The following is a 14897-nucleotide window of genomic DNA, read 5'->3' on the forward strand; positions in this document are numbered from 1 at the left end:
GGCTGGTGGTCGATGACGATCAGCTGGCTGTTGCGCGGGGTCAGGACTTGCAGTTTGGCGTTCGACACGATGTTCTCCAATTAAGGTGATTCAATGATTTTGAGTTTTATCCGGTAGCGCCTGGCTTGCTTCGTTGCCTTGTTGCGCTGTCCATGTGCAGAACTATAACCAGCGTCAGACCGCGGAAAGTGGCCCATCACTGTCATAGTTATTCAAAATATCTGAATATTGCGACGGCTGGYGGAAGAAGATTGGTCACTGGCCGCTTGTGGTCTGACAGACGGAAACGTGGCCGGCGCTGGCCCGCCAGCAAGTCGATCTGCGAGTGTGCAGGGAAGTGGGGGTTTGCGCGCTAATGAGCGCATTTTGGCCATCGTTTTACCGATAATTATTCGTGGACTATAATTATTCCGTACAAATAATTTGCCATAAATGCCCCATGACGAACATTTACAGGCGCCCGCAGCTTGCGGAACAGATGGCCAGGCAACTCCTCAATCCTGGTGTCCTGGATGAGGGGCTGCGGTCAGGGCTCTTCCTGTCCGGCTTGCGGCGCACAGGAAAAACCACGTTCCTGCAGAACGACCTCATCCCTGCTCTAGAGAATGGCGGGGCGATCGTGATCTACGTCGACCTCTGGAGCGACACTCAGCGAAGCCCGGCGGCGCTGATTCTGGAGGCGGTCAAGAAGGCGCTCAAGGACCTTGAGACCGCACCTGCATCGGCAACCAGAAAGCTGCGGCGCCTCACTGGGGCGGATGTCGGGGCGTTCGGCTTCAAGTTTGGCTTTAAGCTCGACAGCCTGGGCCAGCCCGGCGGAGCAACGCTCGCCCAGGCGCTGACGGAAGTAGTCGACCAGGCGAAGACCGATTTAGTGCTGATCGTTGATGAGGTGCAGCACGCCATCACCTCCGATGAGGGCAATCAGTTGTTGTTTGCCCTGAAAGCGGCGCGCGAGGCCATCAACCTCCGTCCGGATACGCCCGGCTACTTCCTGTTCGTCGGGACGGGGTCGCATCGAGCCTTGGTCAGCGAGTTGACGGCGCGACGCAATCAGGCCTTCGCTGGTGCCACGTCAGTTGCGTATCCGGTCCTGGACCAGGAATACGTCGCGTACCTGCTTGATCGCCTGGCTACGGAGGGATTCTCGTCACTGCCGTCATCCGACGTCGCTGTGAAGGCATTTCAGGCGCTCGGCAACCGCCCGGAAGAAATGATCAAGGCTCTGAGGCAACTACACTTTCACCTACCGGCTGGGGCCAACCCAGATGAGCACTTGCCGGTGATCGCCAACACGCTACGGTCGGCCGCCGCGGACATCGAGATCATGAAACTGGAGCAGCTTGGCAGCGTCCCGACAGCCGTCTTTGATCGGATCGCCTCGACAGAGGGCGACGCCCGAGGCCTGTTCTCTGGAGAGGCAGCGGCAAGCTACTCTAAAGCCGTCGGACGTGAGGTCAAGGTGGAAGAGGTTCAGCCAGTCATCAATGAACTACTGGCGACCAACCTGATCATGCGTAAGGGACATGGTATCTACGGCGTCACCGACCCCTTTGTCCAGGAGATCTGGCGCGAGCGGAAGTCCCTCGAAGGCAAGATCTAGTTCTGTCCGCAACGCCAAGCGCTGTCCGGCCAATAGGAGGGTCGGCCGCTAAATGCGTGCAGGATCACGAGCCGCGCCCCAGCGCGGCATATCAATACTTGTTAGGAATTGAGCCGAGAAGCTGGATTACCGCCGGTACTGCTGCGCTTCCAGGTATGCGTCACGGGATGGGAGAAGGTGGCCAGCACAAAGAGTGACGAGCGTGTCGATATCGCCCTCCTTAAGCGCTTCTATCATCAGCCAGTGTTCTTTGCGGGCCCGTTCTCTGTACTCAGCCGAAACAAGCGAGGCAAAGCGGATGGGGTGTGTCTGCCGCGCGAACTCAGAGATCGCCTTCTGCAGTGTGTTGTTGCTGCACAGGGCAAAGAGTTCGCGGTGGAAGGCAAGGTTCACTCGGAAGACGGTGCGCGCGTCGCCAGCTGCGACAGCCGCGTCGTGTTGCCGCTGAATGGCAATGAGGTGGTCGATGCGTGACGGAACGATTTCCAGATCAATTCGCCTGGCTGCCTCAGTCTCGAGCATGGTTCGGACTTCGTACAGTTCCTTCACTTCCTGAACTGAGAACGACCGAACCAGGGCGCCAATATTCTTGCGGCGTTCAATCAAGCCCATGCGGTCCAAGGCAGCGAGGGCGTCCCGGACAACGTGACGCTTGACGGCAAATCTCTCCATCAGCTCGTCTTCGACCAATCTCTCTCGAGGATGCAGCCGGCCGAAGACGATGTCTTCTTCAAGCGTCGCGACCATGTCGCTCAAAGAATCTGGCTGGGCGAAATCGGATTTGGCGCTATCGTCAAAAGCGGCGGAGAGCATCTCGGAGCTGGGCATCGGGCTAGCCGCACCGGCGGGCGAGCCCGGTGCGGTTGTACGATTCGGAATGAAAGCTGTCATTGTGAACTATTTTCCCGAGCCCTTGGCTCCTGAGCCCTATTCGCCCTTGCCAGGCACCTTGCCGCGATTCTCCACAGCGCGCAGGAAGTCGAAGTCGACCCCCTGGTCTGCCTGGTTGACCGTCGTGAGGAAGAGCTTGCGGTAACCGCGGTCCGCCGTCGGTACGACCACAGGCTTTTCCTCGGCCCGACGCTTCAGTTCCTCATCACTGACATGAAGCTTCAGTTCACGGCGCGAGACTGACAGGCTGATGCGGTCGCCATTCCGAACATGCGCTAGCGGCCCGCCGACTGCAGCCTCCGGCGTTACGTGCAGAACAATGGTGCCGAAGGCTGTTCCACTCATGCGGCCGTCCGAGATGCGGACGATGTCCTTTACACCTGCGCGAGCAAGCTTGCGCGGGATTGGAATGTAGCCGGCCTCAGGCATGCCGGGCGCGCCCTTCGGGCCGATGTTCTTCAGCACCAGGATGTCGTCGGCCGTGACATCGAGGTCGTCACTGTCGATACGGTTAACCAGATCTTCGGCGTTCTCAAACACCACAGCGCGCCCTTCGTGCTCCATAAGCTTCGGATGGGCCGCGGACTGCTTAATAATGGAGCCACCCGGGGCAAGGTTGCCGTTCAGTACGGCGATACCGCCCTGCGGGTAGATGGGATTTTCGCGAGAGCGGACGACGTTCTGGGCGAAGCCGGGGCCGGAGCGCTCGATTTCCTCTCCCAGAGTACGGCCGGTGACCGTCATGGCGTCCAGGTTCAGAAGAGGCTTCAGTTCGCGCAGCAGGGTTGCCATACCGCCAGCGTGATGGAAGTCCTCCATGTAGTGGTCACCCGACGGCTTCAGGTCCAGCAGCACCGGGGTGTCACGGCCCATGCGATCCAGACCAGCGAGGTCGATGTCATAGCCCAGACGACCCGCAATTGCGGCCAAGTGAACGATACCGTTGGTCGAGCCGCCAATTGCCAGCAAGACGCGCATGGCATTTTCGAAGGCGGCGGGAGTGAGAATCTTGTCGATGGTGAGGCGTTCCTTCGCAATGCGAACAGCCTCGGCGCCGGTCTGCTCCGCCACGCGGATGCGGTCAGCAGTCACTGCGGGGGGTGAGGCACCGCCAGGCACCGTCATACCCAGCGCTTCGGCGATACAAGCCATGGTGCTGGCCGTACCCATCACCGAGCACGTGCCCACGCTGGCCACCAGTTGGTTGTTCACGTCCGCGATTTCTTCCGAATCGATTTCTTCTGCGCGGAACTTGCCCCAATAGCGGCGGCAGTCCGTGCAGGCACCGACGCGCTCGCTACGGTGCGAGCCGGTCAGCATGGAGCCAGTAATCAGCTGGATAGCCGGAATTCCCGCGGACGCGGCGCCCATAAGCTGGGCCGGAACCGTCTTGTCGCAACCTCCGATGAGCACCACGGCGTCCATCGGCTGCGCGCGAATCATCTCCTCAGTGTCCATCGACATGAGGTTGCGCAGATACATGCTTGTCGGCGCCGAAAAGCTCTCGTGGATCGAGATCGTCGGGAAATCCATGGGCAGACCGCCCGCCAGCATGATGCCGCGCTTCACGGCCTCGATGAGCTGGGGTGCATTGCCGTGGCACGGGTTGTAAGCGCTCCCGGTGTTGACGATGCCAATGACCGGGCGATCCAGCGCCGAATCCGTGTAACCCGCCCCCTTGATAAACGCCTTGCGCAGGAACAGCGAAAACCCGCGGTCCCCGTAGTTGGTAAGGCCCTTTGAGATGCCCGTGGCCGCGGCTTCGGGTGCGATGTCATGGCGCGGAGTAGCGCCTTTGGGGGTTTGGTCTTCGTTGGACATGAGTTTCCTGCTGAGTACTGGGACAGAAACGTCGCACCTTGCTGCTACGTAGGTCGTAAGGATAGCCCAGCCCCTCGAAAATTGTTGCTAGTGATATCACCTATATTATTAATAATCTGATTGTCTAGAGTTCGGACCTAGTTCCTGGCGGGCGGCCAGGCACAACTAATCACACGACCCACATGGAAGGAGACACTCCGTGAATCTGTCATTCGGTTACCTTGGCGCGCGGCGCCGACGCCTACTCATAGCAGCCGTTGTCATTGGTGGAAATATGCTGTTTCCTGCTCTTGCAAGAGCGGATTACCCGGACAAGCCTATCAAGCTCGTCGTGCCGTACACGCCTGGCGGCGCGACCGACGTGATTGCGCGGGTCATAGGTCAAAAGCTCTCGATGTCCTTAGGCCGGCCAGTCGTCGTCGAAAATCGGGTTGGCGCGGCGGGCAACCTTGGTGCGGCTTACGTCGCCAAGGAAAGGCCGGACGGCTACACGCTGCTGCTCGGCGCCCTGACGAGTCACTCCATCAACAGCGTCTTGCTGCCATCTACAGCAGGGTTCACGATGGATAAGAGCTTTGCGCCTATCGCAGTGCTTGGACGCGTGCCACTCGTGGTCACTGTGGGGCCGGCATTCAAGGGGAAGACTCTTGCCGAGTTCATCGCCGCGGCGAAAGCCAAGCCTGGCGGCATGAACTATGGATCTTCGGGTAACGGGTCGCCGCAGCATCTTGCAGCCGAGCTATTCAAGCGCCAGGCTGGTGTCGATCTCACTCATGTTCCGTACAAGGGAAGCAGCCCGGCACTGAACGATTTGATGGGCGGCCAGGTGGACGTCGTCTTCGACACATTGCCCGCCACCCAGTCGTTTATCAAGGGCGGCCGTCTGCGTGCCTTGGCTTCGGCTACGCCTCAACGGGTCTTGCCGGACGTGCCCACGGCAAGTGAAGCTGGCCTGTCAGGGTTTGAAGTCAGCTCCATGTTTGGCCTGCTGGCGCCAGCAGGCCTGCCTGCCCCGATTGCCAACAAACTGAGCGCGGCGCTAAAGGACATCCTGGCGCAGGCAGAGGTGAAGAACGCGCTCACCGAGCAGGGAGTCATTCCCGTCTACACCACTCCGGATGAAGCCCGCTCGCAGATCACCGCGGAAGTAGCGCGATGGTCCAAGGTTATCAAGGAGGCGAACATCAAGGCCGACTGAACAATCGATTTCCGCAATCAATGTCGTTCGGATTGCTACTTCGCTTTGGTTGCGGTCCGCGTTATCTTCGTGCCGACAGAGTCGATCTTTGATGGGTGCAGCCCGGACCGCTTCCAAGGATCGCTCGAATTCTAGACGTCTTCGCACAGCGTGCGATGTCCGAAGAGAGGCGAAATGCCCCGTCGTCATGCGGTGGCATGAACCGACGTAGACCGATGGCTTCGCGCTGCCTGTGCTGCTCGAACCGAGTGCACGACTACGTCAGCGCGCATGCTTCTGGTAGGTCCCGATGAGTTCGGCATGGGCCAGTATGTGCCCCCGCATCGCCTGTTCCAGCGCCGCCTTGTCCGGCTTGCCGAGATCTGGCAGCACGACGTCCAGGGCGTATAGCTTGTGGAAATACCGGTGCCGGCCAGTTGGAGGACACGGCCCGCCGTAATCGGCACGGTGCCAGTCGTTGACACCTTCGCGAGCGCCGGGCGGCAAGCTATGCCGGCTCATACCTTGTGCAAGCGAGCCGGGCCGCGGAGGTAGGTTGTACACGAGCCAATGGACCCATGTCATTTGCGGTGACGCCGGGTCTGGCGCATCCGGATCATCGACAATCAAGGCCAGGCTGGCAGTGGAGGGCGGCAACCCTGACCACGCCAGGGGCGGTGACACATCGGCGCCTTCGCACGTGTGCACATTGGGAATCTCCCCGCCTTGGGCAAACGCGGGGGATGTCAGTATGAGCGGCATCGATGGCCTCTGCTGGGCAAGCAGCGCTGGTCCGAACAGCATGGCCGCAAAGGCCAGCAACCTCGGTAGAAGTGCAAATCGCACCATATCTGCCCCCGCCGGCGCATGACGGCTGTTCCAACCTAGCCCGGATTCAACCCCTGTGCAAGGGACCGTGCAGTTTTCCGAAGCCGACCCACTGCGGCCCTTCGACGCGCGTTGAGCGAACGGGCACTTCCGAGGTCGAGCGGTCCGTGGATGGCCGGATACCGCCGTTGCGTATCCCGTCCACTCGAATAAGCACGGGGTCCCTTAGCGAGCGGCGCTCGGATAATCGTAACGCAGCAACGCAGGAGGAGGCGGTAAGGCACGATAGCCGTTGCCTTATTGGCGGAGTGGGTGCTGCCAGGAATCCAGCCCCGCGCGACTTGGGAAGCCTTGTCGCAGGTGCTTTAAATTACACTTCTTGCTTTGTAATTTGATAACTATTATGCAGACCAAAATCTCTCGATGGCGGAATTGGTCGGTCGCTGCTGCGATGAAGTTCGCATCAGAACCTCTAAGGCTCACTTGTCGCCATAGTGAAGCCGACAAGCGATAATGGTCAGTTCATCGTCGTTGGCGAAATACACTAGGCGGTTGCTGTCGTCGATGCGCCGCGACCAGTAGCCCGACAGGTTGCCTTTCAGCGGCTCGGGCTTGCCGAGCCCGTCGAACGGTTCGCGTTGGGCGTCTTGGATTAGGGCGTTGATGCGCTTGAGCCTTTTCTTGTCTTGGCCCTGCCAATAGACATAGTCTTCCCAAGCGTCGGGCATAAAGGTCAGCTGGCGCGTCATTCACTGGCCGGGTCGATCAGGTCGTGCTTCTCGGCCATGCCAGCGCGGTGCTGCTGAATCGAACGCAGCAGGCGCGCGGCGTTAGCCGGCGAGCTGAGCAAGTGCATCGTTTCCATCCAGCTGTCGTACTGCTCTTGCGACATGATGACCACGTTCGGCGCGTCCCGGCGCGTGATGAGGACAGCGTCGTGGTCGTCGATGGCCTGGTCCATGACTGCCTTCAGGTTGCTGCGGGCGTCGGAGAAATGGATGGTGCGCATACCGCCCTCCTTGGATAACTCGTACTGGAACTTGTACAAGTATAGCAAGTCTGCGTGAAGGAGGGTAGTTTGCGGACGCCAGTGAGTGTGCCGCCGCGCTTGGTCAGCGGTTCGTCTTAACGCACGGCGTGGCGTAATGCGCCGGCTTAGCCGCAAAATATGCAGACCGAAGTCAAGCCGGCATGAAGATGACCATGGATCACATATCTGTTACATAGCCGCGCCGCTCGATTGGAACGCTCGGATCAATCCCCAGCATCCCGAATTCAGGTCTCAGCGCCTGTGCCTGTGGGATGCCAGGCTCTTCCCGAGCCAAGAGGGATGGCCCTTTGGGCAGAGATAGTCTCCGCTGCGGACAATCCAGCCGAGCTGTTTGCTTGTCGTTTTCATGTTTGCCTAGACGTGGAGCATTGAAAGGACAGCGAGCACACCGCCAACCGCGCCTATCCCGTACGATGCCACCTGCAACCACCGGCGCCGCGTGAGCAGCGTGATCGCCGCCAAGGCAATAGAAACCTGAATGGCAACCACGGCCTGGGCCCAGCGGTGATGATGATGCACGGCTGTCTCACTGGCCTCGTCCGCGTCCTTGGCGGCCCGCTCTTGCGCCTCTGCTTTCTGCCGGACTTGCTCTTTCTCCGACGCGTAGCGCAGCGCTTCCCGTTTGGCGGCGGCTTGATCCACGCCGGGCAGCTGTGCGGTCAGTTCAGCAATGGCCTGCTTCTGTCCTTTCGCCTGGTAGTAGGCCCATTGATTGGCGGCTTCGGTCTTGTGAATGGCGGCTTCGTTCTTCAGAAGAAGCGCTTCGTTCTGGGTCGCTCCGCCCTGATAGCCGAAAACTGCCCCGGCCGTCGACAAGATCGCTGTCATCACAGCGATACGACCTGAAAAACCGTCGGTGTGACCGACTTCCGCCGCGTGCTCAAGCACGTGGTCGTGGGCACCGTGTACATGGAATCCGTCTGACATTGCTCTTCCGTTCTTTTATCTTCTGTCCGTTGCGGTCTGCGATTTTGCCGCTCCGCCAACGGCGTTCAGTTTTGCTTCGACTACGGCGAACTCACGCCTCCGGGCGTCCCGCAACGCGAGACTGACGGCGGTCGGACTGCCAACCAGCTTTCTGTCGATGTTCGCGATCTCGGAATGAAGGCTTAGCTCTTCGTGCCTCAGATCCGGGATGCGCCGCTCATGGTCGCTGGCATCTACCCACTGTTGCATCCCTCCCTCTTGTTCTACTTAACCCGTTAGCTGTCCAACAGTGTTCTATCGGCCGGATCACCCGTTTTCTTGACCACCGGCATCTCATGGACCAGGCGAAAGGGCGCGTCGTATGTATTTCGTTGAAAAGGTTGGATCGAGGCTAGAGGCTCCGGAAAAATCCACCCGTGATCATAACGGTTGTACCCGGGCGCCAAGCAGAAATTGCGACCGTTGGTCTCCAGCCCGCCCGGCATTGGCGACAGATCCACCACGCGCTGTGCCACCAGGTGCGCACCTTGCCCTCACACTGCCATTGCCCATGCCAACGGTAACGATAGTCATGGACTTCCCCGTCTCTGGTTGTGTTGCAGCCATCATGGCACTTCGGTGCCAACTGGTGGCTTCCGCCGCGACCTCGGGACGGGGAAGTCCCTTCCATTCGATTCCGCGGCCTGCAAAGGTAGTACGCGCCCGCGCGTGCTCAACGAAGCAAACCGGATATGCGTAGACGATAAAGTTCGTTGGGCGCGCGCGGTGACCGCCTTAGTCTGTCAGATTTGCATTCCTCCCCAGACAGCCCCTCATGAGCCTCTCCTGCCTCCCCGTGGAAACCGCGGGTAACGATATTGCCGGCGCTCAAATGCGCGCCATCGACGCTTTTCTCCGCGTTGTCGCCCTAACCACGGTTGCCCCGCACCCGTCTTTGGTCACAGGCGCCCAAGATGCGCTGACCTGCGATGACGACCACTGCCGCAGCCTACGCGCGAACACCGACCTGACCAGGCGCGATGCCGGCTACCAGCAATACCTGGACTGGGGCATCGGCCTGGTGGCACAAGTCGAACGCAAAGGCGAAGGCGACTTGGGCATCCGCCTTGTCAGGCCGACCGAGGCGGCGGCGTCATGAACCTGCGCAATGCGGGTCGCACGCTGGTGCGCACGGCATGGCAGGCCGTGCCGACCGTCATCGGTGTGATCCTTGTCAATTTCATCCTGATGCAATGGATTCCTGGTGACGCCGCCGATGTTGTGGCGGCAGAGTCGGGCTCGGCCACGGCGGAGAGCATGGCGCAGCTGCGCGCGCACTTCGGGCTCGACCTGCCCGTGGCCCAGCAACTGGTCGCCTATCTGAACAACCTGGCGCACCTCAGCCTCGGCGTTTCGCCACGCTACAACATGCCGGTGTTGTCGCTGATCGGCGCGCGGCTTGGCAACACGCTGCTGCTGATGGTCTCGGCGCTGGGGTTTGCCCTGGCCATCGGTATTACCGCGGGCACGGTGATGTCCACGCGCGTGGGCCGCTGGCAGGACCGCACGCTTTCCGTGCTGGCGCTGCTGCTGTATTCCACGCCGGGCTTCTGGCTGGGCCTGATGGCCATCGTGCTGTTCTCGGTGCACCTGGGCTGGCTGCCGACAGGCGGCAGCGAGAGCATCGGCGCGGGCTACACGGGCTGGACCCATGTGGTCGACGTGGCGCGGCACCTGGTGCTGCCGGCGCTGGCCATGGCGGGCTTCTATATCGCAATCTTCTCCCGGCTCACGCGCGCCGCGATGCTCGAGGTAGCGCGTCAGGACTTCGTGCGCACCGCACAGGCCAAGGGGCTGCACCCGTGGACCGTCAACCTGCGCCACATCCTGCGCAACGCGCTGATTCCGGTCACCACGGTGGCCGGGATGCACTTCGGCACGCTGCTGGGCGGCGCGGTGGTGGTCGAGACCGTGTTCAGCTGGCCCGGACTGGGGCGGCTGGCCTTCGACTCGGTGGCGGGGCGCGACTACACGGTGCTGCTTGGCGTGTTGCTGATGTCGTCGCTGCTGGTCATCGTGTCCAACATGCTGGTCGACCTGTTGCAGGCATGGCTGGACCCGCGCATTCAGGTGCGCTGAGAGGTCCCGTCAGCCCCTTCTTTCTTTCCGAAATTCCAGGCTTTCAAAGCTCTCGATGTCCACACCTTTCCCATCCGATTCCGCGATCGCCCATCCGCCGGCACTTCCGCCGGCACTTCCGCCGGTGCCCGTGGCGGCCCGTGGTCCTGAACCCGCTGCCGCCCCAGTCGCCAGGGCCGCGGCCGATGCCAGACCTGTCTCCAGCCGCCATGCCGCGCTGCGCGCTTTTCTGCGCAACCCCGCCGCCGTGGCGGGCGTGGTGCTGCTCCTGTTCATGCTCGTACTGGCGCTGGTCGCGCCGCTGCTCTACCCGGGCGACCCGCTCGACATGGTCGCGCCACCGCTGCTGTGGCCGGGCCGGGACGCGGCATATCCGCTCGGCAGCGATTCGCTGGGCCGCGACGTCATCGCGGGCATTGCGCACGGTGCGCGCGTGTCGCTCGCGGTGGGCGTGGTGGCCGCGGTGCTGAGCGTGGTGATCGRCGTGCTCCTGGGCGCCACCGCCGGCTATTTCGGTGGCCGCATCGACGACGTGCTGGTGCGCATCACGGAGCTGTTCCAGACCATGCCGTCGTTCCTGTTCGTGATCGTGGTGGTGGCTATCGGCCAGCCCTCGGTCCCGATGATCGTGTTCGCCATCGGCCTGGCTTCGTGGCCGGTGATCGCGAGGCTGGTGCGTGCCGAGTTCCGTGCGTTGCGCGAAACAGAGTTCGTGCTCGCCGCCCGCAGCCAGGGTTTCAGCCATGCCCGCATCATTTTCCAGGAGATGCTGCCCAATGCGTTGCCACCGGTGATCGTGACGACGTCGGTGCTGGTGGCGAGCGCCATCCTCATCGAGTCGGCGCTGTCCTTCCTCGGCATGGGCGACCCGAATGCGGTGTCGTGGGGCAGCATGATCGGGCAGGGCCGGCAGCTGCTGCGCACGGCGTGGTATCTCACGGCGTTGCCGGGTGCGGCCATCGTGTTGACGGTGCTGGCGCTCAACCTCGTGGGCGACGGGCTCAACGATGCGTTCAATCCTCGGTTGAGGGGGCGCCACTGAAATGGTACTAGATCAAGCCACCGCCAAGCCGCCGCTGCTCGACGTGCGCGGCCTCGATGTTTTCTTCCACGGATCGGACGGTCCCATCCGGGCCGTTCGTGGTCTCGACCTGACGTTGCAGCGTGGCGAGAGGCTTGCGCTGGTGGGCGAGTCCGGTTGCGGAAAGTCAACCACCGCGCTCGCGCTACTTCGCCTGCTCGCGCCCGGTACGGTGCTCCGCGGCAACATCCACTTCGACGGGCGCGACATCCTTGCGCTGTCTGCGGCCCAGTTGCGCGAAGTGCGCGGCCGGGAGATCGCGATGATCTTCCAGGAGCCGATGACATCGCTGAATCCGGTGCACACCATCGGCGCGCAGATCGAGGAGACCTTGCGCAGGCATGAAAAGCTCTCGGCCCTGGCCGCCCGCAAGCGCGCGATCGAACTGCTCGACCTCGTGCGCATTCCCGAGCCGCACCAGCGCATCGACGACCATCCGCACAACCTGTCGGGCGGACAGCGACAGCGCGTCATGATCGCCATGGCCGTGGCCTGCAAGCCGCGCCTGCTGGTGGCCGACGAGCCGACCACCGCGCTGGACGTGACCATCCAGGCACAGATCCTCGAACTGCTCGCCGGCCTGCGCCGCGAACTCGACATGGCGCTGCTACTCATCACGCACGACCTGGGCCTGGTCGCGCAATGGGCCGATCGCGTGGCTGTGATGTACGGCGGCGAGAAGGTCGAGGACGCGCCGACCTCCACATTGTTCGACGCACCGTCGCACGCCTACACCAGGGGCCTGCTTGGCGCCTCGCTGCACGCGGGCAGTGCGTTGCATTACGCCGATGCGCGCCTGCCGGAGATCCACACACGCCTCGACCCGGTCACTGGCGTGCGCGACTTCGCGCTGCACGTACCTGCTCCCAGGGCCTCAGAGCCTGCACGTACAGCAGCCGCGGCCGGCGAGCCCCTGCTGTCCGTGCGGGAGTTGCGCACCGATTACCCGAAGCGCGGCGGCGGCGTGCTACATGCGGTGGACGGCGTGTCCTTCGACATCCGTGCGGGCGAGACCGTGGGGCTCGTGGGTGAGTCGGGCTGCGGCAAGTCGACACTCTCGCGCACGCTGCTGCGCCTCGTGAACCCGACGTCGGGCCGCATCGTGTTCGACGGCACCGACATCGCGTCGCTGTCGGAGAAGGCGCTCAAATCCTGGCGTCGCCGGGTGCAGATGGTGTTCCAGGATCCGTATGCCTCGCTGAATCCGCGGCGCAGCGTGTTCGATATCCTCGAAGCGGTGCTCAAGGTGCACGGCGTGGCCGACCGCGCCGAGCGCCGCAACCGCATCGCGGCCATCCTGGAGCGCGTGGGCCTGCCGGCCGACGCGGGGCGCCGCTTCCCCAACGAGTTCTCGGGCGGGCAGCGCCAGCGCATCGGCATCGCGCGCGCCCTGGTGCTGCGGCCATCGCTGGTGGTGCTCGACGAGCCCGTGTCGGCACTCGACGTGTCGGTGCAGGCGCAGATCCTGAACCTGCTGGTGGAGCTGAAGGAAGACTTCGGGCTCTCGTACCTGTTCATCTCGCACGACCTCTCGGTGGTACGCTACATCGCCGATCGCGTGATGGTGATGAACAAGGGCCAGATCGTGGAGACCGGCAGCCACCGCGACATCTGGGACCAGCCGCGGCACCCGTACACGCGCAGCCTGATCGCGGCCGTGCCGGGGGCGGAGCAGCGCAAGGCCGCCTGAGCTTCTCGGTGCGGCGGGCGATGCACCCCGATCCCGGACGGATGCCGGGTGCCCTGGCTTAGCCGGCCAGCGCACCCACGGCGCTCCCGCCTACTTCTTCGGCTCGTCCACCCACACATCCGCCAGGTTCGACTCCACGCCATCCGCCGTCAGCGAATGGTCATGCACGCGCTGGTTGGCGATGGTGATGAACAGCGGCTGGTAGAGGTTCAGGTCGGGCACGTCGCGCGCCACGGTGTCCTGGAACGCCTTGAAGAGCTTCACGCGCTTGGCCGGGTCGTTTTCCACGGCCGCATTCTCCAGCAGCTTGTCCACCACCGGGTTCTGGTAGTGCGTGCCGTTGGAGAAGGGCACGCCCTTGATGAAGTTCTTCGACCAGTACAGCCGCTGCACGCCCACGGTCGGATCGAACAGGTTGCTCGCGCCATTGGTGGTGAAGACGAAGTCGCGGTCCGTGTAGATGCGCTTGATGAAAGCGCTCGGGTCTTGCGCGCGCACCGTCACCGCGATGCCCACGCGCGCCAGCGCCGCGCGCAGGTAGTCCGCCAGGCGCTGGCCATCGGCGCTGATGGGGTTGAAGTCCAGCGGCACGCTGAACCGCACGCCCGCCTTCTTCGGGTAGCCCGCTTCGTCAAGCAATGCATTGGCCTTGTTCACGTCGAGGGGGTAGGGCGAGCGCGCCGGGTCGTGGAAGGCCTTGAGGCCGGGCGCGATCGGCGAGTAGCTCACCTGGCCGTAGCCGTAGTTGACGACCTTCACGATCACGTTGCGGTCCACCGCGTGGGCGACGGCCTGGCGCACCTTCTCGTTCTTGAAGTATTCGTTGTCGAGGTTGAACTCCAGCCGCGTCACGTTCGACGAGTAGCTGTTGCCCTTGGTCTCGAAGCGCAGCGAGGGCACCTTCTTCAGGCGATCCAGGTCGGCCAGCGGCACGGGCGTGCGGTAGCCCAGGTCGACCGTGCCCGTCTCGAAGGCCACGGCAGCGGCGGCAGGGTCGGTGATGAAACGCACGATCAGCTGGTCGACGAAGGGCTTTGGCTTGTCCCAGTAGTCCGGGTTGCGCTCGTACACGATATGGCTGCCGCGCACCCATTCCTTGAACTTGAACGGGCCCGTGCCGATGGGCGCGTTGTTGTTCCGGTTGCTGGCCGGGTCGGATCCCTCGTAGATGTGCTTGGGCACGATGGGCGTCTCGGTCGCGACGAGCGCACGGATCAGGTACGGCGCGGGCTTCGACAGCCGCAGGATGGCGGTGTACTTGTCGGGCGTGTCGATGGCCGTGAGGTTGGCGAAGGTGTTGCGCCCGCGCGGGTGGATCTTCTTCAGCAGTTCGATGGAATAGGCGACGTCGGCCGAGGTGAAGTCCTTGCCGTCATGCCATTTCACGCCGTGGCGCAGCGTGAACGTGTAGTTCAGGCCGTCGGGGCTGATCGCCCACTTCGTGGCCAGCTGCGGCTGCGGGTTGACGTCGTAGTCGTACTTCAGCAGGCCTTCGGTGACCTTGGCGCTCACGCTCAGGATGGGCGTGGCGACATTGCCGATGGTGACGAGCGCGGTCGGCTCGCTGGTCGATAGCAGCGTGAGGGTGCCGCTGTGGTTGGGCGGAGCGGCGTGGGCGGCAACGCCCACGGCAAGCAGCGCGGCGAGGAGGGTGCCGCGAAGAGGGAATGATGGGTTCGAGAGGAACATGGTGTGGAAAACAGGGTCAGG

At 62.7% G+C, this 14897-nt stretch carries 13 protein-coding genes; 6 read left to right on the forward strand and 7 right to left on the reverse strand.

Annotation, left to right across the window (positions count from 1 at the left end):
* The first annotated feature begins 439 nt into the window (after positions 1-439).
* Positions 440-1603: an AAA family ATPase gene (locus tag AB4Z48_RS35420; protein WP_441622729.1), complete on the forward strand. Its 1164-nt coding sequence runs from the start codon at positions 440-442 to the stop codon at positions 1601-1603.
* Positions 1604-1729: 126 nt separating this feature from the next.
* On the opposite strand, the gene AB4Z48_RS35425 is transcribed toward AB4Z48_RS35420, so the two are convergent.
* Positions 1730-2416 carry a GntR family transcriptional regulator gene (locus AB4Z48_RS35425; RefSeq protein ID WP_441622790.1) on the reverse strand — a complete coding sequence of 229 codons (687 nt, stop codon included), beginning with the start codon at positions 2414-2416 and terminating at the stop codon, positions 1730-1732.
* A gap of 114 nt (positions 2417-2530) precedes the next feature.
* Positions 2531-4315, reverse strand: a complete 1785-nt coding sequence (locus AB4Z48_RS35430; protein ID WP_441622731.1) for an IlvD/Edd family dehydratase — start codon at positions 4313-4315, stop codon at positions 2531-2533.
* 205 nt (positions 4316-4520) lie between these two features.
* On the opposite strand from AB4Z48_RS35430, the gene AB4Z48_RS35435 reads away from it, so the two are divergent.
* The gene (locus AB4Z48_RS35435) at positions 4521-5513 is read left to right on the forward strand and encodes a Bug family tripartite tricarboxylate transporter substrate binding protein (RefSeq protein WP_441622792.1); all 993 of its coding nucleotides are present in this window, start codon (positions 4521-4523) and stop codon (positions 5511-5513) included.
* Between the two features lie 261 nt (positions 5514-5774).
* On the opposite strand, the gene AB4Z48_RS35440 is transcribed toward AB4Z48_RS35435, so the two are convergent.
* The 4 genes from AB4Z48_RS35440 to AB4Z48_RS35455 all read right to left on the reverse strand — a co-directional run bounded on the left by AB4Z48_RS35440 (position 5775) and on the right by AB4Z48_RS35455 (position 8298).
* Positions 5775-6254 carry a YbhB/YbcL family Raf kinase inhibitor-like protein gene (locus tag AB4Z48_RS35440; RefSeq protein ID WP_441622732.1) on the reverse strand — a complete coding sequence of 160 codons (480 nt, stop codon included), beginning with the start codon at positions 6252-6254 and terminating at the stop codon, positions 5775-5777.
* A 545-nt stretch (positions 6255-6799) separates the two neighbouring features.
* Positions 6800-7069 carry a Txe/YoeB family addiction module toxin gene (locus AB4Z48_RS35445; RefSeq protein WP_441622734.1) on the reverse strand — a complete coding sequence of 90 codons (270 nt, stop codon included), beginning with the start codon at positions 7067-7069 and terminating at the stop codon, positions 6800-6802.
* Positions 7066-7329: a type II toxin-antitoxin system Phd/YefM family antitoxin gene (locus tag AB4Z48_RS35450; RefSeq protein ID WP_441622736.1), complete on the reverse strand. Its 264-nt coding sequence runs from the start codon at positions 7327-7329 to the stop codon at positions 7066-7068. Before AB4Z48_RS35450 ends, AB4Z48_RS35445 begins: the two co-directional genes overlap by 4 nt.
* Positions 7330-7725: 396 nt before the next feature.
* A complete protein-coding gene (locus tag AB4Z48_RS35455; protein WP_441622738.1) occupies positions 7726-8298 on the reverse strand; it encodes a DUF4337 domain-containing protein in 573 nt (190 codons plus the stop codon).
* 814 nt (positions 8299-9112) lie between these two features.
* Here AB4Z48_RS35455 and AB4Z48_RS35460 point away from each other — a divergent pair.
* The 4 genes from AB4Z48_RS35460 to AB4Z48_RS35475 are packed head-to-tail and all read left to right on the forward strand — an operon-like array spanning position 9113 to position 13187.
* Positions 9113-9436, forward strand: coding sequence for a hypothetical protein (locus tag AB4Z48_RS35460; protein ID WP_441622740.1), 324 nt, complete (start codon positions 9113-9115; stop codon positions 9434-9436).
* Positions 9433-10416, forward strand: a complete 984-nt coding sequence (locus tag AB4Z48_RS35465) for an ABC transporter permease (RefSeq protein WP_441622741.1) — start codon at positions 9433-9435, stop codon at positions 10414-10416. The genes AB4Z48_RS35460 and AB4Z48_RS35465 overlap by 4 nt, the downstream gene beginning before the upstream one ends.
* 55 nt (positions 10417-10471) lie before the next feature.
* The gene (locus AB4Z48_RS35470; protein ID WP_441622743.1) at positions 10472-11458 is read left to right on the forward strand and encodes an ABC transporter permease; all 987 of its coding nucleotides are present in this window, start codon (positions 10472-10474) and stop codon (positions 11456-11458) included.
* 1 nt (position 11459) lies between these two features.
* Positions 11460-13187 carry an ABC transporter ATP-binding protein gene (locus AB4Z48_RS35475; RefSeq protein WP_441622745.1) on the forward strand — a complete coding sequence of 576 codons (1728 nt, stop codon included), beginning with the start codon at positions 11460-11462 and terminating at the stop codon, positions 13185-13187.
* A 90-nt stretch (positions 13188-13277) separates the two neighbouring features.
* Here the strand turns inward: AB4Z48_RS35475 and AB4Z48_RS35480 are convergent, their stop codons facing one another.
* Complete coding sequence (locus AB4Z48_RS35480) at positions 13278-14876, reverse strand: ABC transporter substrate-binding protein (RefSeq protein ID WP_441622746.1); 1599 nt, start codon at positions 14874-14876, stop codon at positions 13278-13280.
* Positions 14877-14897: the final 21 nt, after the last annotated feature.

It is taken from the genome of Cupriavidus sp. 2TAF22 (assembly GCF_052115045.1).
Taxonomy (GTDB): Bacteria; Pseudomonadota; Gammaproteobacteria; order Burkholderiales; family Burkholderiaceae; genus Cupriavidus.